The 25628-nt window shown below is 61.2% G+C and carries 21 protein-coding genes and 2 pseudogenes; 14 read left to right on the plus strand and 9 right to left on the minus strand.

The genetic code is table 11. From position 1 onward, the window contains the following. Positions 1-155 (plus strand): DUF6124 family protein (locus JWR98_RS30190; protein ID WP_425273182.1); only part of this gene is annotated, 155 nt, incomplete at its 5' end. Between the two features lie 195 nt (positions 156-350). Here JWR98_RS30190 and tkt read toward each other — a convergent pair. Next, positions 351-2408, minus strand: a complete 2058-nt coding sequence (tkt, locus tag JWR98_RS11895; protein WP_205490121.1) for a transketolase — start codon at positions 2406-2408, stop codon at positions 351-353. Positions 2409-2582: 174 nt separating this feature from the next. On the opposite strand from tkt, the gene JWR98_RS11900 reads away from it, so the two are divergent. Continuing rightward, on the plus strand, positions 2583-2807 hold the full coding sequence (locus tag JWR98_RS11900; RefSeq protein WP_205490123.1) for a DUF465 domain-containing protein: 225 nt from the start codon (positions 2583-2585) through the stop codon (positions 2805-2807). 172 nt (positions 2808-2979) lie between these two features. On the opposite strand, the gene hglS is transcribed toward JWR98_RS11900, so the two are convergent. Next, positions 2980-4356, minus strand: coding sequence for a 2-oxoadipate dioxygenase/decarboxylase HglS (hglS, locus tag JWR98_RS11905; protein ID WP_205490125.1), 1377 nt, complete (start codon positions 4354-4356; stop codon positions 2980-2982). 287 nt (positions 4357-4643) lie between these two features. Here hglS and JWR98_RS11910 point away from each other — a divergent pair, with 287 nt between their 5' ends. After that, positions 4644-6053 (plus strand): OprD family outer membrane porin, encoded by a 1410-nt coding sequence (locus JWR98_RS11910; protein WP_078733490.1) that lies wholly within the window; start codon positions 4644-4646, stop codon positions 6051-6053. Between the two features lie 69 nt (positions 6054-6122). After that, positions 6123-8750, plus strand: coding sequence for an MGH1-like glycoside hydrolase domain-containing protein (locus tag JWR98_RS11915; RefSeq protein WP_078733489.1), 2628 nt, complete (start codon positions 6123-6125; stop codon positions 8748-8750). 70 nt (positions 8751-8820) lie between these two features. Here JWR98_RS11915 and JWR98_RS11920 read toward each other — a convergent pair whose 3' ends face one another. Next, positions 8821-9135: an SCP2 sterol-binding domain-containing protein gene (locus tag JWR98_RS11920; RefSeq protein WP_078733488.1), complete on the minus strand. Its 315-nt coding sequence runs from the start codon at positions 9133-9135 to the stop codon at positions 8821-8823. Positions 9136-9191: 56 nt separating this feature from the next. Then, positions 9192-9902 carry a histidine phosphatase family protein gene (locus JWR98_RS11925; protein WP_205490127.1) on the minus strand — a complete coding sequence of 237 codons (711 nt, stop codon included), beginning with the start codon at positions 9900-9902 and terminating at the stop codon, positions 9192-9194. Between the two features lie 194 nt (positions 9903-10096). Between JWR98_RS11925 and sohB the strand changes: the two genes are divergently transcribed. Both sohB and JWR98_RS11935 read left to right on the plus strand, forming a co-directional pair. Beyond that, on the plus strand, positions 10097-11125 hold the full coding sequence (gene sohB, locus JWR98_RS11930) for a protease SohB (protein ID WP_078733486.1): 1029 nt from the start codon (positions 10097-10099) through the stop codon (positions 11123-11125). A gap of 403 nt (positions 11126-11528) precedes the next feature. After that, positions 11529-13094 (plus strand): annotated as a pseudogene (locus tag JWR98_RS11935) (TerC family protein). 37 nt (positions 13095-13131) lie between these two features. Here JWR98_RS11935 and JWR98_RS11940 read toward each other — a convergent pair. Continuing rightward, positions 13132-13404 (minus strand): annotated as a pseudogene (locus JWR98_RS11940) (thioredoxin family protein); the annotation flags it as partial. Between the two features lie 330 nt (positions 13405-13734). Here JWR98_RS11940 and JWR98_RS11945 point away from each other — a divergent pair. The 8 genes from JWR98_RS11945 to JWR98_RS11980 all read left to right on the plus strand — a co-directional run bounded on the left by JWR98_RS11945 (position 13735) and on the right by JWR98_RS11980 (position 20182). Beyond that, entirely contained in the window at positions 13735-14583 is an 849-nt protein-coding gene (locus JWR98_RS11945) for a transporter substrate-binding domain-containing protein (RefSeq protein WP_078733484.1), read from the plus strand. Between the two features lie 50 nt (positions 14584-14633). Then, positions 14634-15296 (plus strand): amino acid ABC transporter permease, encoded by a 663-nt coding sequence (locus JWR98_RS11950; protein WP_078733483.1) that lies wholly within the window; start codon positions 14634-14636, stop codon positions 15294-15296. 12 nt (positions 15297-15308) lie between these two features. Then, on the plus strand, positions 15309-15971 hold the full coding sequence (locus JWR98_RS11955) for an amino acid ABC transporter permease (protein WP_003174404.1): 663 nt from the start codon (positions 15309-15311) through the stop codon (positions 15969-15971). Then, entirely contained in the window at positions 15968-16750 is a 783-nt protein-coding gene (locus JWR98_RS11960; RefSeq protein ID WP_003174403.1) for an amino acid ABC transporter ATP-binding protein, read from the plus strand. The genes JWR98_RS11955 and JWR98_RS11960 overlap by 4 nt, the downstream gene beginning before the upstream one ends. Before the next feature lie 16 nt (positions 16751-16766). After that, positions 16767-17156 carry a RidA family protein gene (locus JWR98_RS11965; RefSeq protein ID WP_010210958.1) on the plus strand — a complete coding sequence of 130 codons (390 nt, stop codon included), beginning with the start codon at positions 16767-16769 and terminating at the stop codon, positions 17154-17156. Between the two features lie 105 nt (positions 17157-17261). Further along, positions 17262-18026: an IclR family transcriptional regulator gene (locus JWR98_RS11970; protein WP_078733482.1), complete on the plus strand. Its 765-nt coding sequence runs from the start codon at positions 17262-17264 to the stop codon at positions 18024-18026. 9 nt (positions 18027-18035) lie between these two features. Further along, on the plus strand, positions 18036-19244 hold the full coding sequence (locus tag JWR98_RS11975) for an amino acid deaminase (protein ID WP_078733481.1): 1209 nt from the start codon (positions 18036-18038) through the stop codon (positions 19242-19244). 32 nt (positions 19245-19276) lie between these two features. Then, on the plus strand, positions 19277-20182 hold the full coding sequence (locus JWR98_RS11980) for a sugar kinase (RefSeq protein ID WP_205490129.1): 906 nt from the start codon (positions 19277-19279) through the stop codon (positions 20180-20182). Between the two features lie 37 nt (positions 20183-20219). On the opposite strand, the gene JWR98_RS11985 is transcribed toward JWR98_RS11980, so the two are convergent. From JWR98_RS11985 to JWR98_RS12000, 4 genes are all read right to left on the minus strand, one after another. Further along, positions 20220-20495 (minus strand): peptidylprolyl isomerase, encoded by a 276-nt coding sequence (locus JWR98_RS11985; protein WP_003174397.1) that lies wholly within the window; start codon positions 20493-20495, stop codon positions 20220-20222. A gap of 31 nt (positions 20496-20526) precedes the next feature. Beyond that, a complete protein-coding gene (locus JWR98_RS11990) occupies positions 20527-22701 on the minus strand; it encodes a hybrid sensor histidine kinase/response regulator (RefSeq protein WP_205490131.1) in 2175 nt (724 codons plus the stop codon). Positions 22702-22841: 140 nt separating this feature from the next. Continuing rightward, positions 22842-24794, minus strand: a complete 1953-nt coding sequence (locus tag JWR98_RS11995) for an acetoacetate--CoA ligase (protein ID WP_205490132.1) — start codon at positions 24792-24794, stop codon at positions 22842-22844. 60 nt (positions 24795-24854) lie between these two features. Beyond that, the gene (locus JWR98_RS12000; RefSeq protein WP_078733476.1) at positions 24855-25628 is read right to left on the minus strand and encodes a 3-hydroxybutyrate dehydrogenase; all 774 of its coding nucleotides are present in this window, start codon (positions 25626-25628) and stop codon (positions 24855-24857) included.

Below are 25628 nucleotides of genomic sequence, written 5' to 3' on the forward strand. Positions count from 1 at the left end.
GATCTGGAATCCATCAGTGCATCGCGACTTATCTCGCTTTTGAAGTTGATGGTCCGCAGCGCAGTATGGTGCTGGGGCTTTGTCGAATGGTAGAGGGCGTGCAGTTGCTGGTTGATCGCGTAGTAGATGGATACGGCGAGGCACGAGCGCAGTAACAGCGTCGTCCTTCAGGACCTCAGCGCAGCATAGGTATCTACACAATGTTGGCGTGGCTCTGAACCTGTGGGAGGGGCGGTGCGACGATTCGACCTGCTCCCGATGGCGGAATATCAGTGCCAGATGTATTGACTGACACACCGCTATCGGGAGCAAGTCGAATCGTCGCACCGCTCCCCCCACAGTTACTGTGTTTATTCAGTTGAGTTGTGTTGGATCTGCACCTTGGCCTGCTTCACCACATGCTCCACCGTAAACCCGAATTTCTCCTGCAACTTGGCCAACGGCGCCGACGCGCCAAAGCTGTTCATCACTACCTTGGCGCCGGTCTGGCCGACATAGCGGTCCCATCCGAGTGGCCCGGCCTGTTCCACCACCACCCGCGCTTTCACCGCTGGCGGCAATACGCTGTCGCGGTAAGCCTGGTCCTGCTCTTCGAACAATTCCCAGCTGGGCATCGACACCACCTGCGCCGCCACCCCTTCATTCGTGAGCTGTTCGTAGGCCGCCACCGCCAGGCTGACTTCGCTGCCGGTGCCGATCAGGATCACTTCTGGCTTATCCGCCCCGGCCAATACATACGCGCCCTTGGCTGCACCGGCTGGCGCTGCATATTTCGTGCGGTCCAATGTCGGCAACGGCTGACGCGACAGCACCACACAGCTCGGCCGATGGGTTTGCGCCAGGGCGACTTTCCACAATTCCAGGGTTTCATTCGCGTCGCCAGGGCGCAGGGTCAGCAACCCCGGGGTCGCCCGCAACTGAGTCAAGTGTTCGATGGGCTGGTGCGTCGGCCCATCCTCACCCACGCCAATGGAGTCATGGGTAAACACGAACACCACCGGCAATTCCATGATCGCCGCCAGGCGGATCGGCGGTTTCATGTAGTCGCTGAACACCAGGAACGTCGAGGTGTACGGGCGCAGATAGGACAGCGCCATGCCATTGGCAATCGCGCCCATGGCGTGTTCGCGAATCCCGAAATGCAGGTTGCGCCCGCTGTAGTCGTCGGCGCTGAAGCGTCCGGCGCCGTCGAAGGTGAGGTTGGTCTTGGTCGACGGCGACAAATCAGCCGAGCCACCGATCAGCCAGGGGATTTGCTGGGCGAAGGCATTCAACACCTCACCGCCTGCCGCACGACTGGCGACGCCTTTGGCATCCGCCGCAAAGCTCGGTAGATCGGCCTGCCATTGTTCGGGCATCTCGCCGGCGCGCATCCGTCGCAGTTCATCGGCCAGGTGCGGCTCTAGATTGGCCAGGGTCTGGTTCCATTGCTGGTACAGCGGCTCGGCGCGTGCGTGCAGCGCATCGCGCAATACCGTGCGAGCTTCATCGGGCACCAGGAAACTCGAATCCTGCGGCCAGCCATACGCGGCCTTGGTCAGGCGGATTTCCTCATCACCCAACGGCTCGCCATGGGCGGCGGCGGTATTGTGCTTGTGGGGCGAGCCGTAGCCGATCACGCTGTCGACCACAATCAACGTCGGCGCGCCGATGTTCGCCTGGAAGGTCTCCAGGGCAGTGCTCAGCGCCTGCAGGTCATTGGCATCGGTGACGTGCAGCGTGTGCCAGCCGTAGGCCTGGAAGCGCTTGATCACGTCCTCGCTGAACGCCAGTTCGGTGTGGCCTTCGATGCTGATGGTGTTGTTGTCGTAGATCCAGCACAGGTTATCCAGCTTCAGATGCCCGGCCATCGACGCCGCTTCGCTGCTGATGCCTTCCATCATGTCGCCGTCGCCGCACAGGGTGTAGACGTTGTAGTCGAACAGCACCTGGCCGTCACGATTGAAACGCTCAGCCAGCCAACGCTCGGCCATCGCCATGCCTACACTGTTGGCGCAGCCCTGGCCGAGAGGGCCGGTGGTGGTCTCGACGCCAGTGGTCATGCGGTATTCCGGATGCCCGGGGGTTTTGGATTCGGCTTGGCGAAACTGCTTGATGTCGTCCAGGCTGATCGCCGGCTGCCCGGTGCGCTGGCCCTGGGCATCGATCTCCACCACACCGGCCAGGTGCAGCAGCGAATACAACAGCATCGACGCATGCCCCACCGACAGCACAAACCGATCGCGGTTGGGCCAGTCGGGATGTTCGGGGTGATACCGCAGGAACCGGCTCCACAGCGTATACCCCACCGGCGCCAGGCCCATGGGCGTACCCGGGTGGCCGGAATTGGCCTTCTGCACGGCGTCCATTGCCAGGGTGCGCAGGGTGTTGATGCACAGGGTGTCGACAGTGGTGGCGGCAAGCGTCATGAAACGGTCTCCCTCAAGCGGTCATCTACTGTTGAGGGCCGGGCGTCGCAAAGGTTTGGTCCCATCGCCGTCACCGCGACGAACGGGGACGTATTGAGCGCAAATATGACAAGACGGCCAGGAATGGGCTAGTTTCAAGGGCGTAGACCATTGATCAACATGCGGAGGTACGCCATGCCAGTGAAACACGACCTGTATCAGGACTTGGGGTTGAGCAAGGAAGTCGTTCACGAACGCAGGGCGATAGATAAACGCCTGGACTCGCTGCTCACGCAATATGACGCTGCCGACGGGGAGGTGCTCAAGGCGGAATCAGCCAGTGCCAGCGATGAGGATGTTGAGAAACTGAAGAAAAAGAGACTTCTGATTAAAGATGAAATCGTGGGGCGATTGGGCTAAGCAGCACCGCAACCACCGTGGCGAGGGAGCTTGCTCCCGCTGGGGTGCGAAGCGCCCCCAGGCCTTGGCGTCTGCTGCGCAGCCGAACGGGAGCAAGCTCCCTCGCCACAACAATCCGTCCCAATTGAATCGGCGCAATGATTGCGCCGGTGAGGCGGGCGGGCACCGGTTTTCAGGCCAACAGTGCGTCCAAGCACGCATCCATTGAACGCTGCTGCGTTTCGGCATACAGCTTCAGTTCATCAATCGTCTGACGCCCCAGCGCTTGCTCGAACGCCGCCTGGTTCGAAGGGGCCGCGTAGTGACTCTGCGCCGCATCCCCCAGGTTCGACTGGAAGATCCCCGCCGCGCTCACCGGCAGGAAATCCTCATACACCAATGGCTCCACATCGACGTGGCCGGCCGCGACCAGTGCCTCCAGGGTCCGCGGTTGCTCGGCGTGGCCGCGTGCCGCAAGGCCCTTGGGCGTGACGAAATAGCGGAAGTACGCCAGGCCCTGTTCGCGCATTTGCGTGTGATTGTCGGGGAAGGCCTGGAAGTGCTGTTCCATCAATTGCGTATAGCGTGCGGCGTTGCCCTCGTTGGGAAATGCACCCAGTTCGTCGCGTGCGGCGTTCAGCAGTTGGTCATAGAGCGCGCGCCCCTTGGGGGTGAGCGCGACGCCACGTTGTTCGATTTCGCCGAAGCGTGCGCTGTGGCTGCCTTGGGCGTCGGTGAAGGCGATGGCTTCGTCGAGGGCCTTGAAGCTGGTCTGGCGCAGCAGGATCGGGCACTGGCGGCGCGGCGGGCCTTCGATCACGGCCTTGGGGGTGATGCCTTTGCCGGGCATGGCGGCCTGTACCTGGTCGATGTCCAAGGTGCGCGGGGTGAGGTGGTTGATGTGCGGGCCCTTGAAGGCGACGACGTCGGCGATCAGGCGGTGCTGGTCGCTCAGTTGCTGGTATTGCGCGGCAGTGACGGTGGCGGTGTGGTGCCAGCGGAAGGTTTCCAGGGCCTCGCGGATGAAGTGCGCGGCGTCCTCGGCGTCGAGGCCGCCGTCGTTCTGCGCTTGTTCGATCAACGCCAGGGCACCTGGGGTGAAGATCGAACGCTTGGCCAGGGCGGTTTCGGCGAAGGCGCGCAGCTCGGGATTTTCGATCAGCTCCAGGCGCAGCAATGAGGTGAACACGCGAAACGGGCTGGTTTGCAGGGCGTGCTCATGCACCGCGCGAAACGCCGTGGAGTGCACCGGTACACCCGCCGGCGTGAGGTCGTAGTAGCCCACCGGTTGCATGCCCATCACGGCGAACAAGCGGTTGATGGTCGCCAGTTCCGCCGCGGTGCCCAGGCGGATGGCGCCGTGTCGTTCCCTGTCCAGGCGCTGGATTTCACCGGTGCGTTGCAGCTGGTGCGCCAGGCTTGGTTCGGTGTCGAGCACACGCGCGTTGACCTCAGCCACCAGCTCCATCAGCGCGCCATACAGGGGAACTTCATCTCGGTACATATCGGACATGGCCTTGGAAAAGCCTTTACGGATCTCGTCGGGGCTGACATGGGCGGCATTGGGCATAGAAAAATTCCTGATGACGATGGAGAGAGGCGTGACCATTCACCGATTTTGTTGGGCACCGCGCCGCCGCGCAAACGAAGAATCCTCTGAACTTCATTCTTCAAATGAATGAAATGAACGGAATATGACAAAAAACGGCATACGGATAATTTCATTTTTCGCGCCTTTTCCTAACTTTTTCTTCACGGCGTCGGCCCCGGTCCCCATGAAACAATCGTCACGTTTGTAGGGGTGAAACGCCGTTTTGCACACAATCGACATAAAAAAATATTCAGGGGCTGTCGTTAATGAAAATATCTACATTGGCGTTATCCATCACCGCCGCCGTGCTTGCACAACACGCTTGCGCGGATGATTTCGGGCTTGGCTCGCTGGGCACGGGCAATGGTCACAGCGGTTTTGTGGAGGACAGTCATGCGTCCGTCAGCTCACGCACCATGTACTACAGTGCAGACAACCGCTCGGGCACCAATAACGACCTGCGCGAAGCCGCAACCGCGCTGCGCTTTGACTACAAATCCGGCTTTACCCAAGGCACGCTCGGCGTCGGTTTCGATGTGATGGCGTTCGGCGCTCTGCGCCTGGATGGCGGCGATGGTCATGCCGCGGGCCCAGGCCTGGCGGGCAACGGCAACAGCTTCTTCCCGACCAAGAACAACGGTACCGAACCTGCCGATGCCTTTGGTCGCGCGGCGGGCAATGTGAAGTTCCGCATTTCCCAGACCGAACTGCATGTGGGCGGCGGCCTGGCGCCGGTGTTGCCGATCCTGGTGGCCAACGACAGCCGTGTGGCGCCGCAGACCTTCGACGGCGGCGTCCTGACTTCGAACGACATCCCTAACGTGACCTTCACCGGTGGTGAGTTGAACCGCGCCGAAGGTCGTGCTTCCAGTAATTCCACGGGCTTGAGCGTTGCCGGTGGCCAGCGCGACAGCGACAGCTTCAAGTTCGGTGGCGTGGACTACAAACCCTTCGGCTCCTCCGATAACGCCCTTACGAAAAACCTGACGCTGCAGTACTACTACGCGCAGTTGCAGGACTTCTACAAACAGAACTATGTAGGCCTGGTGCATGTGCTGCCGTTGGGCAATGACCAATCGTTCAAGACCGACCTGCGCTACTTCGACAGCACCAGCGACGGCAAGAATGGTTCGAGCGGTTATGCGTTCAACAACAACGGCGGCTTTGCCCGGCATGCCGGCGAAGTGGACAACAAAACCTACAGTGCAGCCTTCACCTACCAGTTGGGCGGCAGCAGCCTGATGCTCGGCCACATCGGCGTGGGGGATGACGGTGGCTTCGTCTGGGTCAACCAGGGCAGCCTGGCCGACCCGCACGCGCAGGGCGCCGGCGGCAGCGACTTCTACCTGTTCACCGATGCGGTGGTCGGCCAGTTCTCCCGCGCGGGCGAGCAGGTCAACTTCGGCCAGTATGCCTATGACTTCAAGGCCTACGTACCGGGCCTGAAGGCGTCCGTGGCCTATCTGGACGGCAAGGACATCAAGTCCAATGTCGCCGGTGGGCCTGACCAGAAAGAAAACGAAGCCGACTTCCGTCTGGACTACGTGGTGCAGGCAGGTCCGCTGAAGGGCTTCGGTACCACCTTGCGTACCGGCACCTATCACGGCAAAAACACCGGCACCGCCGACCAGGACCAGACCCGTCTGATCTTCAACTACACCTACGCAATCTTCTAAGTCTTCATGTGCAACCGGGCGTGGATGGGTCCTACACTGCACCTCACTGTGTAGGTGTTGGAGGACTCAATGACGGCCACGCCCGTAACCCAAACAATAGAAGGTCAGCGCCTGGCAGCCGAAGACGCCGAGCGCTGGCGCGAGTGGGGCCCCTACCTGAGCGAACGCCAATGGGGCACGGTGCGCGAAGACTACAGCGCCGATGGCGATGCCTGGCGCTACTTCCCCCATGAACACGCACGCAGTCGCGCCTACCGTTGGGGCGAGGACGGCCTGGCCGGTTTCAGTGACAAGGCGCAACGCTGGTGCCTGGGGCTGGCGCTGTGGAATGAGCGTGACGCGATTCTCAAGGAGCGCCTGTTCGGCCTGAACAACGCCGAGGGCAACCACGGTGAAGACGTCAAGGAGCTGTACTTTTTCGTCGATGGCGTGCCGAGCCATGCCTATATGCGCATGCTCTACAAATACCCCCATGCAGCGTTTCCCTACACCGACCTGATCACCGAAAACGCCCGTCGCGGGCTGGCTGACGCCGAATATGAAATCCTCGATACCGGCGTGTTCGAGGACAACCGTTATTGCGATGTCAGCGTCGAGTATGCCAAGCATCAGCCTGACGATGTTTTCATGCGGATCACGCTGCATAACCGTTCGGATCAGCCAACCCGTTTGCAGGTGCTGCCCCAGCTGTGGGCGCGCAATGACTGGAGCTGGACCTTTGACGCACCCAAGCCACAGTTGTCGATGGACGGCGAGCACGTGTTGGCCCGTCATCATGAGTTGCCGGATCGCCGTCTGAGCGCATGGGGCCAGGATGGGTTGGAGTGGTTGTTCTGCGAAAATGAAAGCAATGTCGTCAAGCTGGACGGGCTGATGGCCTCGGGGCCGTTCAAGGATGGCATCAACGATTACGTGGTGCAGGGCCTTGAAGCGGCGATTCGGCGTGACAGCGGCACCAAGGTTGCCGCGCGCTTCATCGTTGAACTGGACGGGCTGCAGAGCAAAACCCTGTATCTGCGCTTTGCTCCCGCCGTTGCGCCGCCGGTCAACGCGCGCAAGCTGTTCGAACAGCGTCGCCAGGAAGCGGATGATTTCTACACCGCCCTGCAACATGGTATCGCCGATGCGGACGCACGCAATGTGCAGCGTCAGGCCCTGGCGGGTTTGCTGTGGTCCAAGCAACTCTATTACTTCGATGTGAACCGATGGCTCGACGGCGACCCGACCCAACCGGCACCACCGTCCGAGCGCTTGCGCCTGCGCAATACCCATTGGCGGCACCTGTCCAACTTCGACATCCTGTCCATGCCCGACACCTGGGAATACCCGTGGTACGCCTCATGGGACCAAGGCTTCCAGGCGGTGGCTATCGCACTGATCGATCCGGGGTACGCCAAGCAACAACTGCTGTTACTGGTCAAGGACCGTTTCATGCACCCAAACGGCCAGCTGCCTGCGTATGAATGGCGCTTTGACGACGCCAACCCACCGGTGCATGCCTGGGCCAGTTGGCGCGTGTATCAGCAGGACAAGGCGCTGACCGGTGTCGGTGATATGGACTTTCTGGAACGGATTTTCCACAAGTTGCTGCTGAATTTTTCCTGGTGGGTCAACCGCAAGGACGCCGAGGGCCGCAACCTGTTCCAGGGCGGCTTCCTGGGGCTGGATAACATCGCCTTGTTCGACCGTTCGGCGGCCTTGCCGGCGGGCTATCAGTTGGATCAGGCCGACGGCACGGCCTGGGTCGCGGCCTATGCGCTGGACCTGATGCGCATCGCCCTGGAACTGGCCAAGCGCAATGGCGTGTATGTCGACATTGCGGTGAAGTTTTTCGAGCACTTCCTGTACATCGCCGGCGCCATCAACCGTGTCGACGACAGCGCCGAAGGCCTGTGGGACGAGCAGGACCTGTTCTTCTACGACGTGCTGCATCGTCCCGATGGCCAGAACGAGCCGGTGCGCCTGCGTTCCATCGTCGGCTTGATGCCGTTGTTCGCCGTGCTGGTGCTGGAGCAGCGCGAGCATGAGGGCCTGGACGGGTTGCGCGAGCGCTTGTCAGGTTTTATGAAACACCGGCCGGACCTGGCTGAATTGGTCTCGCGCTGGAATGAACCGGGGCAGGGCAATCGACTGTTGCTGGCATTGTTGCGGGGGGAGCGCACCAAGGACCTGCTGCGCCGCATGCTCGCTGACGATGAGTTCCTCTCGGCGTTTGGGGTGCGCTCCTTGTCCAAAGCCTTCGCCGAGCAGCCCCTGGCGTTGAAGATGAATGGCAATACCTTGAGCGCGTGCTACCAGCCCGGCGAATCCGATTCGCGCTTGTACGGCGGCAACTCGAACTGGCGAGGGCCGTTGTGGATGCCGGTGAACTACATGCTGATCGAATCGTTGCGTGAATTTCACCGGTACTACGCGGACAACTTCTCGGTGGAGTACCCGACAGGCAGCGGTTATCTGTCGTCACTGGAGGAAGTGGCCGACAGCCTGAGTCAGCGGCTGACCCGGTTGTTTTTAAGGGATGAAAACGGCATGCGAGCGTCGATGGTGGGGTATGCGCAGCTGCAAGCGGACCCGCTCAGCTGTGACCTGGTGTTGTTCCATGAGTATTTTCATGGCGAAACCGGGCGTGGGTTGGGGGCGTCGCACCAGACGGGGTGGAGTGCGTTGGTGGCGTTGCTGCTGCAACCGAAATCTTAACCAACACCACAACCCAATGTGGAGGGAGCAAGCCCCCTCCCACATTTTTTGAGTTAGGCTTGCCCGTGAATCAGGACGGGAACAGCTCGCTCAGCTTCATCGCCAGCATCATGTCGCCTTCGGTGCGCAGCTTGCCGCCCATGAAGGCCTGCATACCGTCGGTGGAACCGTCGACGATACCTTCCAGGGTTTCGCTGTCCATGACCAGGGTCACTTGGGCGTCCGGATTTTCGCCTTCTTGCAGCTCGCAGGTCTTGTCTTTGACAACCAGGGAGAAGTTCTTGGTGTCGTCAATGCGGAAACCGAATACCAGGTCCAAGCCTTCGGCAGCGCTTGGGTTGAATTTGGCTTTCATTGCTTGTACGGCTTTAGCTACGTCAGTCATGGTTTCGATCCTTTAGGGTAGAGTCCAGTGACCTTGGGGTCACGGTTGGCCGCAGTTCACCGGAAGGTGATGAGCTGCGGCGCCTTCAACAGTTGCAAGTGGGTATGGCTGTTGAAGGAAGCCAGTGCCACCTCGCGACCGCGGAACTTCAGCTGGTTGAGCGAGGTGTTAACAATTTGCCAGTTAAGTTCAAAGGCCTGGGCGGCAGGCATTCGGGTAATCAGGTGGAGCAGGGCGGTAATGGTACCGCCGGAGGTGAACACGGCGATCTTCTGCGTGTTGTCCGCCGTTTCCAGCAGGCGTTGCAGACCGCTCTGGACGCGCTCGACAAACCCCAGCCAGCTTTCCAGCTCCGGCGGGTCGTAGGTGCCGGCCAGCCAGCGGTCGATGATCAAGGCAAAGATGCGTTGGAACTCACTGCGGTTTTGCGCGGCATTGCGCAGGGTATCCAGGGCGTCGGGTTCGGTGGTAAGCAGGTCGGGGAGCAGGGCGCGAATGATCGCGTCGGCGTCGAACTCGTTGAAGGCGCTGTCGGTTTCCAGGGCGGGGACCGGCAGCCCAAGGGCGCTGTATTGATCGAAGGCGGCGCTGGCGGTGTGCTGCTGGCGGCGCAGGTCGCCGGCCACGCAGCGGTCGAATACCAGACCCATGTCGGCCAGATGGCGGCCCAGTACTTGGGCTTGCTCCACGCCAATGGGCGACAGGACGTCATAGTCGTCTGCACCGAAGGAGGCCTGGCCATGTCGAATCAGATAGATGCTGCCCACGTCCGTTTTCCCGGTACGTTGAAGTCTGGCGAGGTTATGAGGATGCCAGGGAGCTGTCAATGAAAAAACATACGCTTGTTTTAAAAGGCTGTTGGAGCGCTGTATTGCTGGCGGTTTGATCACTGGCTCGAACGCCTGGCCGTCGGTATGCTGGGGCAATCCGCGCCTGGCGCACTGCACTTGTAAGGAGCAACATGGATTTTCTGGCCGAATACGCGAGCTTTCTGGCGAAGACCGTCACCCTGGTGGTCGCTATTCTGGTGGTATTGATCAGCTTCGCGGCATTGCGCAGCAAAGGCCGTCGCAAATCCGCCGGCCAATTGCAGGTCAGCAAGCTCAATGATTTCTACAAAGGCCTGCGTGAGCGCCTGGAATCGACCCTGCTCGACAAGGATCAGCTCAAGGCCCTGCGTAAATCCGAAAGCAAGACCGAAAAGCAAAATAGCAAGAAAAAGCAGCCCGAGGCCAAGCCGCGGGTGTTTGTGCTGGATTTCGATGGCGATATCAAGGCGTCGGCCACCGAGAGCCTGCGTCATGAAATCACCGCGCTATTGAGCCTGGCCACGCCCAAGGACGAAGTGGTGCTGCGCCTGGAAAGCGGTGGCGGCATGGTGCACAGCTATGGCCTGGCGTCGTCGCAACTGGCGCGTATCCGCCAGGCGGGCGTGCCGTTGACCGTGTGCATCGACAAGGTCGCGGCCAGCGGCGGCTACATGATGGCGTGCATCGGCGAGAAGATCATCAGCGCACCGTTCGCCATCCTGGGCTCCATCGGTGTGGTGGCGCAGCTGCCCAACGTGAACCGCCTGCTGAAAAAGCACGACATCGACTTTGAAGTGCTGACCGCCGGCGAATACAAGCGCACCCTCACGGTGTTCGGCGAAAACACCGAGAAGGGCCGCGAGAAGTTCCAGGAAGACCTGGACATCACCCATCAGTTGTTCAAGAACTTCGTGTCGCGCTATCGCCCGCAACTGGCGATTGATGAGGTCGCGACCGGGGAAGTGTGGCTGGGTGTTGCAGCGCTCGACAAACAATTGGTCGACGAACTGCAGACCAGTGACGAATACCTGGCCACCAAGGCCAAGACCGCCGAGGTGTTCCACCTGCACTATGCCGAGCGCAAAAGCCTGCAGGAACGCGTGGGCCTGGCCGCCAGCGGCTCGGTGGACCGCGTACTGCTGACCTGGTGGAGCCGGTTGACCCAGCAGCGCTTCTGGTAACTGCTGATTCTGAATGCGCAGATGATTTCTTGTGAGAGCTTGCTCTGGTGAGGGGGATTGCTGTGGCGAGGGAGCTTGCTCCCGCCGTCTGCGCAGCAGACTCCCGCTTTTTGCAGCGGAACGCTCCCCACCCGGCAAGCGGGTAACCGTGGCATACAGATTTTGTAATAGTTCTGCGTTGTAGGAACTTTGCTTTTCGGCTGTACGATTCAAGTCCTTTCTTAATCGCAGGACTTGCATGAACACCCTCTCGGAGCCCCCCCAGTCGTCTTTCCCCAAGACATCCGCTGTCGCTGTTTCCGCTCAAGCACCCCGTATTCCGTCGACTCACCTTGTTCTGGTCCCATGGCCGCGCCTTGCCGTGCCCGACATTCTGAATATTCCGAATACAGAGACTCTATAAATGGAATGGTTAGCGGATCCAACGGCCTGGCTCGGCTTGTTGACCTTGATTGTGCTGGAACTGGTGCTGGGTATCGACAACCTGGTGTTTATCGCGATCCTGGCGGACAAGCTGCCACCGGAGCAGCGTGACCGCGCCCGGCTGATCGGTTTGTCCCTGGCGCTGCTGATGCGCCTGGGACTGCTGGCGAGTATTTCCTGGTTGGTAACCCTCACCCAGCCGCTGTTCGAAGTGTTCGACAAGAGCTTCTCCGGCCGTGACCTGATCATGCTGTTTGGCGGTGTTTTTCTGCTGTTCAAGGCCACCATGGAGCTGCACGAACGCCTGGAGGGGCACGTGGCTCAGCGCACGGGCAATGTGGCTTACGCGATGTTCTGGCCGATCGTGGCGCAGATCGTGGTGCTCGATGCGGTGTTCTCGCTGGACGCGGTCATCACCGCCGTGGGCATGGTGGATGAGCTGGCGGTGATGATGATCGCGGTGATTATCTCCATCGGCTTGATGATTGTCGCCAGCAAGCCACTGACACGTTTCGTCAACGCCCACCCGACGGTGATCATGTTGTGCCTGGGCTTCTTGATGATGATCGGTTTCGCCCTGACCGCCGAAGGCCTGGGCTTTCATATTCCGAAAGGCTACCTGTACGCGGCCATCGGTTTCTCGATCCTGATCGAGGTGTTCAACCAGATCGCCCGCGCCCGCCGCAGGAAGTCGGCGCAGGGTGTTTTGCCGGTGCGCGAGCGTACGCCCACGCGGTGATGCGCTTGCTCGGCGGCCGCAGCCTGGCGGTGGATGAGGTGGGTGAAGAGGTCGCCGATTTGCTGGGCGAACCGGATGCTGCGCAGGGTCCGCTGTTCGACGCCGGGAACGGGTGATGATCAGCGGCGTGCTGCAACTGGCCGAACGGCGATCCGCACGTTGATGACGCCACGGGCCAAGGTCGACTTTATCGACCTGGCGGACGCTCCCGACACGACCCGCCTGAAACTCATGCACTCGTCCTACTCGCGCCTGCCGTTGATCCGCAATGGCGCGGTGGATGAGCCTCTAGGCTTCGTGCACAAGAAGGAGCTGCTCAAGGAATACCTGGCCGGCAGCGAGCCGAACCTTGCGCACCTGGCACGTCGGGCGATCAACCTGCTGGAGAGTTTCTCGATCCTCAATGCCCTGGAGCAGATGCGCCAGGAGTCGACCCACATCGCCTTCGTAATCAACGAATTCGGCGACTTCATGGGCGTGTTGAGCATGACCGACATTCTTGAGTCCATCGCCGGTGAATTACCGGATGCCAGCGAAATCGAAGGGCCGGATATCGTCGAGGAGGCCGGTGGCTTCCGTGCCAACGGCGCTCTGAACCTTGACCAGGTGCGTCAGCGCACCGGCTTCAAGGCTGTCGCGACCGAGGATTACCAGACACTGGCCGGTTTGGTAATGAGTCTGCTCGACCGCCTGCCGGTGGTGGGCGATAGCCTGGAGCATGCAGGCTGGCGCTTGACGGTGGCTGCGGTGGAGGAGCGGCGGGTGACGCAGGTGGTTTTGCAGCCTTGCGGTCAGCATAACGTTTGAAAATATCTGTCAGCACCTGAGCCTGTTCAGCCTCGGGGCCGAAACCCTTGAAGGTCTCCATCAAGGTGCCATTCAGGAAAATCAGCAATGTCGGGGTACCTGTAACGTTCGGGTGCCTCGGCGTCTCGGCGCAATTGAGCACCAGGCTGACGACTGATGGGTGCTCGCGCGCGATTCGCTCGAACAGGGGGGTGGAGGAGCCGCACGCCGGGCAGTGGTGCGAAATAAATAGCATGAACACCGGCTGCGATGTGTTCAGTGCGCGTCGGTAGTCCTCGGCATTGGCAATGGTCGCAGTCGCAATTCCCATGATGAGCTTCCTTTGAGCAGCGAAGAGGTTTGCCAACGCTAGGTCCAGGGAATGCTGTCGTCTACTGTCAACCTTGACAGGTGCCCGGTAACAGGGCGGTGACGCACTGCAATGGCGCTGTCACCGCCGCGTGGGGCCCTGGGTAGCATTTTGATTGCAGCCGCAGGCGCCCGACGCTTTCTCATACCCTGATTTATCCAACTGATTGTTAACGTTTTTATTGCTCTCATAGGTTTCGGTGGAAACGTATGGCACACTTTCTGCTGTCTATTCCGTTGTTACATACCAAGTTCCGGTATAGCGGAATACACAACCCCTGGAGTGCTTGCCATGCATCACCGACCTTCTGTGTTCAAAGCGTGTGTTTTTTTCTTCGCCGCATCGGCTTCCCTCGCGAGCACCGCGCAGGCGGCTGACAGCAAGCTCGACAGCGTGCTCAAGCGTGGGCATCTGGTCGTGGGTACAGGCAGTACCAATGCGCCGTGGCACTTCCAGGGAGCGGATGGCAAGTTGCAAGGGTTCGATATCGACATCGGTCGCATCGTGGCCAAGGGGTTGTTCAATGACCCGTCCAAAGTCGAGTTTGTGGTGCAGTCGTCCGACGCGCGTATTCCCAACCTGCTGACCGATAAGGTCGACATGAGTTGCCAGTTCATCACCGTCACCGCCAGCCGTGCGCAGCAAGTGGCGTTCACCCTGCCGTACTACCGCGAAGGCGTGGGCCTGCTGCTGCCGAACAACAGCAAGTACAAAGAGATCGAAGACCTGCAGGCGGCGGGTGATGGCGTGACTGTGGCCGTGCTGCAGAACGTGTATGCCGAAGAACTGGTGCACCAGGCGCTGCCCAAGGCCAAGGTCGACCAGTACGACAGCGTCGACCTGATGTACCAGGCCGTGAACTCCGGTCGCGCCGATGCCGCCGCCACCGACCAGTCCTCGGTCAAATACCTGATGGTGCAGAACCCGGGCCGCTACCGTAGCCCGGCCTACGCCTGGAGCCCGCAAACCTATGCGTGTGCTGTCAAACGTGGCGACCAGGACTGGCTGAACTTCGTCAATACCGCCCTGCATGAAGCCATGACCGGCGTGGAATTTCCCACCTACAAGGCGTCTTTCAAACAATGGTTCGGCGTCGATCTGCCGGAACCGGCGATTGGTTTCCCTGTTGAATTCAAGTGATTCGGAATAACCGGGGCGCCGTCAAGGCGCCCATCCAGGTACTGTTGACCATGAATTATCAGTTGAACTTTGCCGCCGTGTGGCGCGATTTCGACACCTTGCTGGCGGGGCTCGGTCTGGGCCTGCAACTGGCTGTGCTGTCGATCGCCATCGGTTGCGTGATCGGCCTGCTGATGGCATTTGCCATGCTGTCCAGGCACCGCGCCTTGCGTGTCTTTGCCTCGGTGTACGTGACGGTGATCCGCAATACGCCGATCCTGGTGCTGATCCTGTTGATCTACTTCGCCTTACCGAGCCTGGGCATCCGGCTGAACAAGATCCCGTCGTTCATCATCACCCTGTCGCTCTACGCCGGTGCCTATCTGACCGAAGTATTCCGCGCCGGGTTGTTGAATATTCCCAAGGGCCTGCGTGAAGCCGGCCTGGCGATTGGCCTTGGCGAGTGGCGTATCCGCGCCTATATCACCGTGCCGGTGATGCTGCGCAACGTGCTGCCCGCGCTGTCGAACAACTTTATCTCGCTGTTCAAGGACACCTCGCTGGCCGCTGCCATCGCGGTACCTGAACTGACGTATTACGCCCGCAAGATCAACGTTGAAAGCTACCGGGTGATCGAAACCTGGCTGGTCACGACCGCGCTCTACGTGGCGGCCTGTTACCTCATTGCCATGCTGCTCCGTTACCTGGAACAGCGTCTGGCGATCCGTCGTTAAAGGAGGGTATGCATGTACGAGTCCCCCAGTTGGCTGCATGAATTGTGGATCGCCCGGGACACCCTCTGGGCGGGGTTTCAGACCAGCATCTATTGCTCGGCGCTGGCGATTGTCTTCGGCACCCTGATCGGTATTTTTGCCGGGCTGGTGCTGACCTACGGCACATTCTGGATGCGTGCGCCGTTTCGGTTGTATGTGGATTTGATCCGGGGTACGCCGGTGTTCGTGCTGGTGCTGGCGTGTTTCTACATGCTGCCGGCGCTTGGTTGGCAGATCACCGCGTTCCAGGCCGGTGCGGTCGGGCTGACGTTGTTTTGCGGCTCCCACGTCTCGGAAATCGTGCGCGGCGCGCTGCAAGCCATTCCCCGTGGGCAGCTCGAAGCGGGCAAGGCGATCGGCCTGACGTTCCCGCAGTCCCTGGCCTACGTGCTGTTGCCCCAGGCGCTGCGCCAGATCCTGCCGACCTGGGTCAATTCCTCCACGGAAATCGTCAAGGCCTCGACCCTGCTCTCGGTGATCGGCGTGGCCGAGTTGCTGCTGAGCACCCAGCAAGTGATCGCACGCACGTTCATGACCCTTGAGTTCTACCTGTTCGCGGGCTTTATGTTCTTTGTCATCAACTACGCCATCGAGTTATTCGGGCGCTACATTGAAAAACGGGTGGCCTTGCCATGAACCAAGCTCAAACCATCGAGCCGCTGTTGAACATTCGCGGTTTGCGTAAACAATACGGCGAAGTCGAAGTGCTCAAAGGCGTCGACCTGTCCATGCAGCGCGGCAACGTCGTGACCTTGATCGGCTCCAGCGGCTCGGGCAAGACCACGTTATTGCGTTGCGTCAACCTGTTGGAAGAGTTCCAGGGTGGCCAGATCACTCTGGACGGCGAGTCCATCGGCTATAGCGACGTCGGCGGCAAGCGCGTGCGCCACCCGGAGCGGGTGATTGCCCAGCACCGTGCAATGACCGGCATGGCATTCCAGCAGTTCAACCTGTTCCCGCATCTGACCGCGTTGCAGAACGTCACCCTGGGCCTGCTCAAGGTCAAGAAAATGGGCAAGGACGAGGCTGTGGCGTTGGCGGAAAAATGGCTGGACCGCGTAGGGTTGCTGGAGCGTCGCAACCACTTCCCCGGCCAGTTATCCGGTGGTCAGCAACAGCGTGTGGCGATTGCCCGCGCCATTGCGATGAACCCCAGCCTGATGCTGTTCGACGAAGTCACCTCGGCCCTCGATCCGGAATTGGTAGGCGAGGTGCTCAGTGTGATCAAGGGCCTGGCGGAGGAGGGCATGACCATGTTGCTGGTCACCCACGAAATGCGTTTTGCCTATGAAGTCTCGGACCAGATCGTATTCATGAACCAGGGGCGCATTGAAGAGCAGGGCTCGTCGAAGGATATATTCGAACGACCACAGTCGCCGCGCCTGGCGGAATTTTTAAAGAACATTCGTTTTTAATCAGGGAGCATAGTTTATGAGCATTACTCGTTACGGCGCCGGCAGCACCGCCGGCGGTGGCCAGCCACGTCCTTTTGCCCGCGCGGTGGAAGCGGACGGCTGGCTCTACGTCTCGGGCCAGGTGCCAGCAGTGGACGGTGAAATCATCACCGGCGGCATCATCGAGCAAACCCGGCAGACTATGCGCAATGTGGTAGCGATCCTCGAAGAAGCCGGCTATGAACTCAAGGACGTGGTCCGCGTGGGCGTGTGGCTGGAAGACCCGCGCGATTTCTGGAGTTTCAACAAGGTGTTCGGCGAATACTTCACCCCCGAGCACGCTCCGGCGCGGGCCTGTGTGCAGGCCAATATGATGGTTGATTGCAAGGTGGAGATCGATTGCGTGGCCTACAAGAAAAAGGGCTAAATTGCCCCACTCTTGAAGCCCACTGAAGCTCAAATGTGGGAGGGGCTTTCCCCTCCCACAGGGTTCACTGTGCAGCACAACCCTTTTACCGGACCGAAAACTGTCATGACCGAAGACACCATCAAACGCCGCGCCAAAGGCCTGGACCGTGCATTCGATATCCTCGATTTTCTCAAGGAGATCGGCCAGCCCCTGCGTCCGAATGATATTGCCAGTGGCATCGGCAGCCCCAAGTCCACCGTCTACGAATTGGTCGCCTCGCTGCTGGAGCGGCGCATCCTGGAAACCGTAGGCAAGGACGGCCACGTGTATTTGGGCCGTCAGCTGTACTTTCTCGGCCAGGCGCACTTGCGTCACTTCGACCTGACCCGCGAGGCCGACCAGGCCTTGCAGGAGATCGTCAGCCAGACCCACGAAACCGCGCAGATGTGCCTGCTCAACGGGCGCAAATACACCGTGGCGCTGATGCGCGAAGGCGAGCGGCATTTCCGTATTTCTTCGGACATCGGCGAAAACGCGCCGATCCCCTGGACCGCCTCCGGGCGCCTGTTGCTGGGGCACTTGAGCGACCAGCAGATCGTCGACCTGATCGACCCCGAGGATTTCATCCTGCCGGACGGCCAGCGCCTGGCGCTGGAGACGTTCCTGGCGCAAATCCGTCAGGCCACCCTCGAAGGGTTCTTCTCCTTCGACAGCGTGGCCGACACCTTCACCCACTGCTTTGCCGCCCCGGTGCGGGACGCGCAGGGCGTCAGCATCGCCACCCTGTGCATCGTCGCGCCACGGGCCGACGCTATCAAAAATTACAACGACTATCGCCGGGTTCTGATTGAAAGCGCCAACAACCTGGCCCGTCGTATTAACGAATAGGAGTTTTCCATGTCTGCCCTCAACGCCGTTGAAAAAGGCGCCGCCGCCGTCGGTGCCCACCTGGTCCGTGACGTCAGCCTGCCGGCCCTGGTGCTGCATCGAGAGGCCCTGGAGCACAACATCCGTTGGATGCAGGATTTTGTCAGCAGCAGCGGCGCCGAACTCGCGCCCCATGGCAAGACCAGCATGATGCCGGCACTGTTCCAGCGTCAGCTCGAGGCGGGCGCCTGGGGCATCACCCTGGCCAACGCGGTGCAGACCCGTGCCGCCTACGCCGGTGGCGTACGCCGGGTGTTGATGGCCAACCAACTGGTCGGCGCGCCGAACATGGCGTTGATCGCCGACCTGTTGGCGGACAAGGATTTCGACTTCCATTGCATGGTCGACCACCCGGACAATGTCGCCGACCTGGGGCTGTTCTTCGCCGCTCGCGGCCTGCGCCTGAACGTGATGATCGAATACGGTGTGGTCGGTGGCCGTTGCGGTTGCCGCAGCGAACGGCAAGTGCGCGACCTCGCCAAAGCCATCAGGGCGCAGCCGGCCCTGGCCCTCACCGGCATTGAAGGTTATGAAGGCGTGATCCATGGCGAGCATGCCATCAGCGGCATCCGCGACTTCGCCGCGAGCCTGGTGCGTTTGGCGGTAGACCTGCAAAACAGCGGTTCTTTCGACTTGCCCAAGCCGATCATCACGGCGTCGGGGTCGGCCTGGTATGACCTGATCGCCGAGTCCTTTGAACAGCAGAACGCCGCCGGCCGCTTCCTCAGTGTGCTGCGCCCCGGCAGCTATGTGGCCCACGACCACGGCATCTACAAAGACGCGCAGTGCTGCGTGCTTGATCGACGCAGTGATCTCAACGAAGGCCTGCGCCCGGCCCTGGAAGTCTGGGCCCATGTGCAATCGTTGCCTGAGCCTGGGTTTGCGGTGATCGCCCTGGGCAAGCGCGACGTGGCCTACGACGCGGGCTTGCCGGTGCCGCTCAAGCGCTACCAGGCGGGCATTGTGCCGGCCGAAGGCGATGATGTCAGCGCCTGCACCGTCACGGCGGTGATGGACCAGCACGCGTTCATGCTCGTGGCGCCAGGGGTTGAACTGCGCATCGGCGACATCATTTCCTTCGGTACTTCCCACCCGTGCCTGACGTTCGATAAGTGGCAGGTCGGGTGCCTGGTGGATTCAGAGTTGCGCGTGATCGAAACCCTGCATACCTGCTTCTAGAAGGCCATCAGCCACACCAGAGATCACAAGCCATGAACACTCCACCCCGCATCGCCCTCATCGGCGAATGCATGATCGAACTGCAACACCGCGCCGACGGCAGCCTGCAGCAAAGCTTCGGTGGCGACACCCTGAACACGGCGGTGTATCTGTGTCGTGAGTTGGGCGATAGCGGCAGCGTCGACTACGTCACAGCCCTGGGCGATGACAGTTTCAGCGACGCCATGTGCCAGCAGTGGGCCGACGAAGGCCTGGGGCTGAGCAGGGTCCAGCGGTTGCCTGGGCGCTTGCCGGGCTTGTATTGCATCCAGACCGATGCCAACGGCGAACGCAAATTCCTCTACTGGCGCAACGAGGCCGCCGTGCGCGACTGCTTCACCACGCCTGCGGCCGAACCGATTCTGGCGGCGTTACCGGGTTACGACGTAGTGTATTTCAGCGGCATTACCCTGGCGGTACTGGGGGAAGTCGGGCGTGAGCGCTTACTGCGCGCGCTGATCGAAGCCCGTCGGCGCGGCGCCAGGGTGGTGTTCGACAATAACTACCGGCCACGCCTCTGGGCCAGCATCGAGGCCGCGCGCGCGGCCTATCGCCAGGTGTTGGCCGAGGTGGATATCGCCTTGCTGACCGAGGACGACGAGCAGGCGCTGTTTGGATATGCCGACAGTGAGCAGGTGTTTGCAGCGTACCCGGCGATTGCCGAAGTGGTGCTCAAGCGTGGCGCGGATGCATGCCTGATCCGTTGCAACGGCGAGCACTGTGCGATGCCGGCGCTGAAGGTGGAGAAGGTGGTGGACACCACGGCGGCGGGGGATTCGTTCAGTGCGGCGTACTTGGCCAGCCGGCTCAAGGGCGGTTCGCCGGAGGAGGCGGCGTTGGCGGGGCATCGGTTGGCGAGTCGGGTGATTCAGGTGCCGGGGGCCTTGATACCGAGGTGAATGGCCGCTTACAGCGGATCGGGAGCAAGTCAAACCCTCAATCGCGGTAAAACACCTGCACCAGGTGATACCCGAACTTGCTCTTGATCGGCCCATGCACCACTTTCACCGGCTTCTTGAAAATCACCGCATCGATCGCCCCGACCATCTGCCCAGGCCGCACTTCACCCAAGTCTCCACCGCGCTTGCCGGACGGGCAGGTGGAATATTTCTTGGCCAGCACATCGAAGGCTTCACCCTTGGCGATGCGCTGCTTGAGCTGTTCGGCTTCTTCGCTGGTTTTCACCAGAATATGACGGGCTTGGGCTTTCATAAGGCTCTACCAGGTGTGCGACGGCGCGCGATTATGCCTGAACTGGATCATCGGCGTTGATCATGCTGCGGATTTTAGTGGCCAGCAGGTCAATCGAAAACGGTTTGGCCACCATGTCCATGCCAGCCTCCAGGAAGCCTTGGCGCTCGGCGGCTGTCTCGGCGTAACCGGTCATGAACAACACCTTGAGATCCGGACGATGCTGGCGGGCGATTTCCGCCAGTTGCCGACCATTCATCCCCGGCAGGCCCACATCGGTCACCAGCAAGTCCACCCGCAGGTCCGACTCCAGCAGTGGCAATGCCGTGCGCGAGTCCGCCGCCTGGTGCGCGGTGTAGCCCAGTTCATCGAGCACATTGACTACCAGCATGCGCACCGCCGGGTCGTCCTCGACCACCACCACGGCTTCACCGGCCAAGGCCACCGGCGCTTCGCCGAGGCTGGCGGGCAAGTTGCTCTCCAGCGCGGTGCCGTGCAGGCGCGGCAGGTACAGGCGCACGCAGGTGCCCTGGCCCGGTTCGCTCTGGATGGTTACGTGGCCGCCGGACTGCTGGGCAAAGCCGTAGATCATCGACAGCCCCAGGCCGGTGCCCTGGCCGATGGGTTTGGTGGTAAAGAACGGGTCGAACGCCTTGGCAAGGATTTTAGGTGCCATGCCGCTGCCGTTGTCGCGCACCCCAAGCATGACGTAGTCACCGGCCTTGACCGGCTCGAGCGTGGTGATATCGGTGCCGTCCAAATAACTGTTGGCGGTTTCGATCAGCAGTTCGCCGCCATCCGGCATGGCATCGCGCGCGTTGATCACCAGGTTGAGCAGGGCGTTTTCCAGTTGGCTGGCATCGGTGTTGACCGGCCAGATGTCTTGGCCCAGTTGCACCTTGAGGTGGATATGCGCGCCTTTGGTGCGCTGGAACAGGTCTTCGAGGGACGCCACCAGTTGGTTCGGATCGAGCGGGCGCAGGTCCAGCGACTGGCGGCGCGAGAACGCCAGCAGGCGGTGGGTAAGGGCGGCGGCGCGATGGGCCGAAGACACGGCGGCATCGGTAAAGCGGCCGATTTCCTCGCTGCGCCCGGCAGCGATATAGCGCTGCATCAGGTCCAGACTGCCGATAATCCCGGTGAGCATGTTGTTAAAGTCGTGGGCGATGCCACCGGTGAGCTGGCCCACCGCCTCCATCTTTTGCGCATGGCGCAGTGCGTCTTCGGCGCGCTCGCGTTCGAACATTTCGTTTTGCAGGCGTTGGTTGGCTTCGGCCAGCGCCTGGGTGCGCTGGGCCACGCGTTCTTCGAGGTTTTCGTTGAGGTTGCGCAAGGCCTGCTCGATGTTCTTGCGCTCGGTGAGGTCCAGCGCGGCGCCCAGGAATCGCGCCGGGCGACCGTGGCGATCCTTGTAGCAACGGCCCCGGGCAAACACCCAGCGCACTTGGCCATCGGCTTGCAGCAGGCGGTATTCCTCGGCGTATTCGGTGCCGTGGGTGATGCAATGCTTGATGCTGCGCGCCACCGTGCCACGGTCTTCGGGGTGGACGCCGTGCAGGTAGTCGCTGATGGGCAGCAGGCTGGCATCGCTGGGGTCGACGCCATGCAGATACGCGAAGTGGGCATCGGCAATAAAGCGGTCTTCGCCGATATCCCAGTCCCAGGTGCCCACCGCGTCGGTCGCCGCCAGTGCAAGTTGCAGGCGTTGTTCGGTGTCGTGCTGGGCCTTGAGGCTGTCTTCGGAACGTTGCTGCAACTCCAGCGCTTTGCTGCGCCGTTCGTTGGTTTCGATGGCGGTGACCAGGATGCCGGCCACATCGCCGCTTTCATCGCGGACCGGGCTGTAGGTCAGGTCGAGCCAGATCTCGGTGTCGCGATGATCGCGTTGCAGCACAAAGCGCTGCTCGCTGAAGGTGCGCGCCTCGCCGCCGAAACCGGCAGCGTAGATCGGCGCGGTGAAGCTCTCCAGCTCCGGCCATGTCTGGTGCGCCGGCTGGCCCATGGCCTCGGGGTGTTTGTTGCCCGCCAGCAAGGCGAAGCCATCGTTGTAGAGTTGGGTGAGTTGGCTGCCCCACAGCAGGAGCATCGGCATCGGCGAATCGATGACGATGTTAATGGCTGTGCGCAGGCTTTGCGGCCAGTCATTGGCCTCACCGAGCGGGCTTTGTGCCCAGTCCAGCCGTGCAATCAACGCAGCGGCTTCGCTACCGGTGGATGTTTCCTTCATAAAAAGCCCTGAGCGTAACGCTTTGAAAAATGACAACACCCATTATCCCGTGAGCCGGGAAAGGGTGACTACCCCCAAAAAATAGCACGCATTGGGGGTTTGTCTTCAACGGTGTGCGTTTGGGCTGAAACCTTTCATCTTTACGCCAGTTCGGGCCGGTTGCGAAACTCCTCCAGCGCGTGCGGGTTGGCCAGGGCGTCGGTGTTCTTCACCGGTTCTCCGTGCACCACGTTGCGCACCGCCAACTCGACGATCTTGCCGCTGAGGGTGCGTGGGATATCCGTGACGGCGAGGATCTTGGCCGGCACATGGCGCGGGGTGGTGTTGGCGCGGATCACCTGGCGGATCTGCTGTTCCAGCGCATCATCCAGCGCGATACCGTCATCGAGGCGCACAAACAGCACCACACGCACGTCGTCCTGCCAGCGCTGGCCGATGGCCAGGCTTTCCAGCACCTGCGGGACTTTTTCCACCTGGCGGTAGATCTCCGCCGTGCCGATGCGCACGCCGCCGGGGTTGAGCACCGCGTCGGAACGTCCGTGGATCAACAGGCTGCCATTGGGGCGTTGCTCGGCGTAGTCGCCCTGGGACCAGACGCCGGGAAACTGGCTGAAATAAGAAGCGCGCAGCTTGTTTCGATCCGGGTCGTTCCACAAACCAATGGGCATGGCCGGGAAGTGCCGGGTGCACACCAGTTCGCCTTTCTCACCGATCAAGGGATGGCCCTGGTCGTCCCACACCTCGATGGCCATCGCCAGGCTTTTGCACTGCATTTCGCCGCGCCGTACCGGCAGCACCGGGTTGCCGATCACAAAACAGGAGACGATATCGGTGCCGCCGGACATCGACGACAGACACAGCTCCCCCTTGATCTCGCGGTACACGTAGTCGTAGCTCTGCGGCGACAGCGGTGAACCGGTGGAAATCAGCGTCTTCAAGCTGCTCAAGTCATGGCTCAGGCGCGGTTGCAGCCCGGCTTTTTCCACGGTGGCGAGGAACTTGGGGCTGGTGCCGAACACGCTGATCCGTTCGGCATCGATCAGGTCGATCAAACGCTCAGGGCCTGGGTGAAACGGCGAACCGTCATACAGCACCGCCGTGGCGCCGATCGCCAACACCGACACCAGCCAGTTCCACATCATCCAGCCACAGGTGGTGTAGTAGAACAGGCAGTCCTCGTGTGACAGGTCGGCGTGCAGGCCGTGTTCCTTGAGGTGCGTGAGCAACACACCACCGGTGCCGTGGATGATGCACTTGGGCACGCCGGTGGTGCCGCTGGAGTAGAGGATGTACAGCGGATGGTCGAACGGCACCGCGACAAATTCCGGCTCGCCGTCGGGTTGGTAAAAGTCATGCCACAGCGCGACGTTCGCCTGGGTGCGGTAGTCCTCGACCCGCGCCTGGGGGCGCGCATAGGGCACCACGATCAATTGCCGCAGGGACGGCAGCCGGTCGAGGATTTGATTGAGCTTGGCGCTCTGGTCGATGGTTTTACCGGCGTAGTGGTAGCCGGCGCAGGTGATCAGCACCTTGGGCTCGATCTGGCCGAAACGGTCGATGACGCCCTGGGTGCCGAACTCCGGCGAGGAACACGACCAGATCGCCCCCAGGCTGGTAGTGGCGAGCATGCCTACCAGGGTTTGCCAGGTATTGGGCATGCACGCCGCCACGCGGTCGCCCTGGGTCACACCGGCTGCGAGCAGGCTTTTTTGCAGGCCGGCGACATGGGCGGCCAGTTCGGCGTAAGTCAGTTGCTCGCGCTGGCCGTCTTCGCTGATGGCGACCACTGCGGGGTGATCGTCGCGACGGCGCAGCAGGTGTTCGGCGAAGTTCAGCGTCGCACCGGGAAACCACTGCGCGCTGGGCATCTCGACGTCTTCGAGCAGCACCGCCCTGGGCGGGCTGCGAAACTGCACGTCGAAGAACGCTACGATGGCGCGCCAAAAGTCGGGACGCTGGTCGATGCTCCACTGGTGCAGGGCGGGGTAGTCATTGAGCTGCACGTTGTGGCGGTCATTGATGAAGCGCCGGAACTGGTCCATTCGGGTGTTGGCGATGCGTTCCGGGGAGGGCTGCCAGAGGATGTCGGACATCAGCAAAGTCTCTTGTTCTTGTAAAAATCTACCTGACAACATAGATCAATGTGTCTGGTCTTATTGGGCCAGCCAGCCGCCATCAATATTCCACGCCGCACCACGCACCTGGGCGCCGGCCTCACTGCACAAAAACAACACCAACTCACCCAATTGCGGCGGCGTCACGAACTCCAGCGATGGCTGCTTCTCGGCCAGTAAATCATGCTGTGCCTGTTGCGGGTCGACGCCCGTGGCGATGCGGTCATCGATCTGTTTCTGTACCAGCGGCGTCAGTACCCAGCCCGGGCAGATCGCATTGCAGGTCACATTGCTGGTAGCCGTCTCCAGGCCCACCACTTTGGTCAGGCCGATCACGCCGTGCTTGGCCGCCACATACGCCGCCTTGCCCACCGAGCCGACCTGGCCATGCACCGAGGCAATATTGACGATACGTCCCCAGCCTTTGGCCTTCATGCCCGGCAGGCTCAAGCGTGTGCTGTGGAACACCGAGGACAGGTTGATCGCGATGATCTGGTCCCAGCGCTCGGCCGGGAAGTCTTCCACCGCCGCCACGTGCTGGATCCCGGCGTTATTGACCAGGATGTCCACACCGCCGAACTCACGTTCGGCGTAGGCGAGCATGTCGGCGATCTGCGCCGGGTCGCTGACGTCCGCCGGGTGATGCCCGACCTTGCCGCCAAACGCCTGCACCTGGGCGATCACTGCACTGGCGTCGCCGAAGCCGTTAAGAATCAGGTTGGCGCCGGCCTTGGCCAGGCTGAGAGCGATGCCCAGGCCGATGCCGCTGGTGGAGCCGGTGACCAGCGCAGTCTTGCCGTTCAATGTCGTCAT

The sequence above is a fragment of the Pseudomonas lactucae genome, from assembly GCF_016937615.1.
Taxonomy (GTDB): domain Bacteria; phylum Pseudomonadota; class Gammaproteobacteria; order Pseudomonadales; family Pseudomonadaceae; genus Aquipseudomonas; species Aquipseudomonas lactucae.

What these genes read in the sequence shown, in the direction of transcription:
- JWR98_RS11995 (WP_205490132.1), bottom strand. Translation starts at nt 24,794, where the DNA reads ATGTCCGACATCCTCTGGCAGCCCTCCCCGGAACGCATCGCCAACACC.
- sohB (WP_078733486.1), top strand. Translation starts at nt 10,097, where the DNA reads ATGGATTTTCTGGCCGAATACGCGAGCTTTCTGGCGAAGACCGTCACC.
- JWR98_RS11985 (WP_003174397.1), bottom strand. Translation starts at nt 20,495, where the DNA reads ATGAAAGCCCAAGCCCGTCATATTCTGGTGAAAACCAGCGAAGAAGCC.
- JWR98_RS11950 (WP_078733483.1), top strand. Translation starts at nt 14,634, where the DNA reads ATGAATTATCAGTTGAACTTTGCCGCCGTGTGGCGCGATTTCGACACC.
- JWR98_RS11990 (WP_205490131.1), bottom strand. Translation starts at nt 22,701, where the DNA reads ATGAAGGAAACATCCACCGGTAGCGAAGCCGCTGCGTTGATTGCACGG.
- tkt (WP_205490121.1), bottom strand. Translation starts at nt 2,408, where the DNA reads ATGACGCTTGCCGCCACCACTGTCGACACCCTGTGCATCAACACCCTG.
- JWR98_RS11920 (WP_078733488.1), bottom strand. Translation starts at nt 9,135, where the DNA reads ATGACTGACGTAGCTAAAGCCGTACAAGCAATGAAAGCCAAATTCAAC.
- JWR98_RS11910 (WP_078733490.1), top strand. Translation starts at nt 4,644, where the DNA reads ATGAAAATATCTACATTGGCGTTATCCATCACCGCCGCCGTGCTTGCA.
- JWR98_RS11900 (WP_205490123.1), top strand. Translation starts at nt 2,583, where the DNA reads ATGCCAGTGAAACACGACCTGTATCAGGACTTGGGGTTGAGCAAGGAA.
- JWR98_RS12000 (WP_078733476.1), bottom strand. Translation starts at nt 25,628, where the DNA reads ATGACGACATTGAACGGCAAGACTGCGCTGGTCACCGGCTCCACCAGC.
- JWR98_RS11970 (WP_078733482.1), top strand. Translation starts at nt 17,262, where the DNA reads ATGACCGAAGACACCATCAAACGCCGCGCCAAAGGCCTGGACCGTGCA.
- JWR98_RS11980 (WP_205490129.1), top strand. Translation starts at nt 19,277, where the DNA reads ATGAACACTCCACCCCGCATCGCCCTCATCGGCGAATGCATGATCGAA.
- JWR98_RS11965 (WP_010210958.1), top strand. Translation starts at nt 16,767, where the DNA reads ATGAGCATTACTCGTTACGGCGCCGGCAGCACCGCCGGCGGTGGCCAG.
- JWR98_RS11975 (WP_078733481.1), top strand. Translation starts at nt 18,036, where the DNA reads ATGTCTGCCCTCAACGCCGTTGAAAAAGGCGCCGCCGCCGTCGGTGCC.
- JWR98_RS11945 (WP_078733484.1), top strand. Translation starts at nt 13,735, where the DNA reads ATGCATCACCGACCTTCTGTGTTCAAAGCGTGTGTTTTTTTCTTCGCC.
- JWR98_RS11915 (WP_078733489.1), top strand. Translation starts at nt 6,123, where the DNA reads ATGACGGCCACGCCCGTAACCCAAACAATAGAAGGTCAGCGCCTGGCA.
- JWR98_RS11960 (WP_003174403.1), top strand. Translation starts at nt 15,968, where the DNA reads ATGAACCAAGCTCAAACCATCGAGCCGCTGTTGAACATTCGCGGTTTG.
- hglS (WP_205490125.1), bottom strand. Translation starts at nt 4,356, where the DNA reads ATGCCCAATGCCGCCCATGTCAGCCCCGACGAGATCCGTAAAGGCTTT.
- JWR98_RS11955 (WP_003174404.1), top strand. Translation starts at nt 15,309, where the DNA reads ATGTACGAGTCCCCCAGTTGGCTGCATGAATTGTGGATCGCCCGGGAC.